The sequence below is a fragment of the Streptomyces sp. NPDC088400 genome, from assembly GCF_044753355.1.
In the GTDB taxonomy this organism is placed as follows: domain Bacteria; phylum Actinomycetota; class Actinomycetes; order Streptomycetales; family Streptomycetaceae; genus Streptomyces.
Genome location: NZ_JBIVMZ010000036.1, coordinates 1 through 1,536, shown reverse-complemented (window position 1 = coordinate 1,536; position 1,536 = coordinate 1). Strand labels below are relative to the sequence as shown.

The 1,536-nt window shown below is 68.7% G+C and carries 1 protein-coding gene; it reads left to right on the top strand.

Features of this window, described 5'->3' with window-relative positions; translation table 11 throughout:
- Positions 1–266: 266 nt before the first annotated feature.
- The gene (locus ACIQD6_RS36190; protein ID WP_401891336.1) at positions 267–1,481 is read left to right on the top strand and encodes an IS110 family transposase; all 1,215 of its coding nucleotides are present in this window, start codon (positions 267–269) and stop codon (positions 1,479–1,481) included.
- The last annotated feature ends 55 nt before the right edge of the window (positions 1,482–1,536 follow it).

Below are 1,536 nucleotides of genomic sequence, written 5' to 3'. Positions count from 1 at the left end.
CCCCCGTTATGTTTTTCGCGGTCCTGCAATGGGGCCGCTGGCCTCCGGGCCCGGTATGACTGTGTCCCCTCTGTCGAAGGCATGACCTGGGGGGTGGTGTCGCCGGGTCCGTGGGGTGCCGTCGGAGACGCTGATGAGAGACCCGGCCACCGCCCGGTCCGGCGCAATGCCGGGCACAGACGTGGGCGGCAGGTCTGCATAACGTGGATGCGCGAGCACGGTGCCAACGCCGAGGCCGGCACGGTCAACACCTCAGGGAGGGTGCGATGTTCAACACCGAAGACGTGGGCGTCTTCCTCGGGATGGACGTCGGCAAGACGGCCCACCACGGCCACGGGCTCACCCCGGCCGGGAAGAAGGTCTTCGACAAGCCGATGCCCAACAGCGAACCCAAGCTGCGGGCCGTCTTCGACAAGCTCAAGACCAAGTTCGGCACCGTCCTGGTGATCGTGGACCAGCCCGCGTCCATCGGCGCCCTGCCGCTGACTGTCGCCCGCGACGCCGGCTGCGAGGTCGCCTACCTGCCCGGACTCGCGATGCGGCGGATCGCCGATCTTTATCCGGGCGAGGCGAAAACGGACGCGAAGGACGCGGCGGTGATCGCGGACGCGGCCCGGACGATGCCTCACACGCTGCGGTCGCTGGAGCTGACAGACGAGATCACCGCCGAGCTCACGGTGCTGACCGGCTTCGACCAGGACCTCGCGGCCGAGGCGACCCGCACCTCCAACCGGATACGCGGCCTGCTCACCCAGTTCCACCCCTCCCTGGAACGAGTCCTGGGCCCACGGCTCGACCACCCCGCCGTCACCTGGCTCCTCGAGCGATACGGGTCCCCAGCCTCTCTGAGGAAGGCCGGCCGCCGCAGACTCGTCGAACTCATCCGACCGAAAGCCCCGCGCATGGCCGCGCGGCTGATCGACGACGTCTTCGACGCTCTCGACGAGCAGACCGTCATCGTTCCCGGCACGGGCACCCTCGACATCGTGATCCCGTCCCTGGCGGCCTCCCTCGCCGCGGTCCATGACCAGCGCCGGGCACTGGAAGCCCAGATCAGCACCCTGCTGGAGGCCCACCCTCTTCACCCGGTCCTGACCTCGATGCCCGGAGTCGGAGTCAGGACCGGGGCCGTCCTCCTGGTCACCGTCGGCGACGGCACCGGTTTCCCCAGCGCCGCCCACCTCGCCTCCTACGCCGGCCTCGCCCCCACCACCAGATCCTCGGGGACCTCGATCCACGGCGAACACGCACCCAGAGGCGGAAACCGGCAGCTCAAACGCGCCATGTTCCTCTCCGCCTTCGCCTGCATGAACGCCGACCCCGCCTCCCGCACCTACTACGACCGCCAACGCGCCCGCGGCAAAACCCACACGCAGGCACTTCTGCGACTCGCCCGCCAACGCATCAGCGTCCTCTTCGCCATGCTCCGCGACGGCACCTTCTACGAGTCCAGAAACCCCACCGTCACCCTCGCCGCATGACCATCCCAAACACCCGCACACCAGGCACCACGTCCTTGACGAAGGACATAGAGAC

Excerpts from the sequence above, each read along its gene's own strand:
- ACIQD6_RS36190 (WP_401891336.1), top strand. The coding sequence starts at position 267 with ATGTTCAACACCGAAGACGTGGGCGTCTTCCTCGGGATGGACGTCGGC.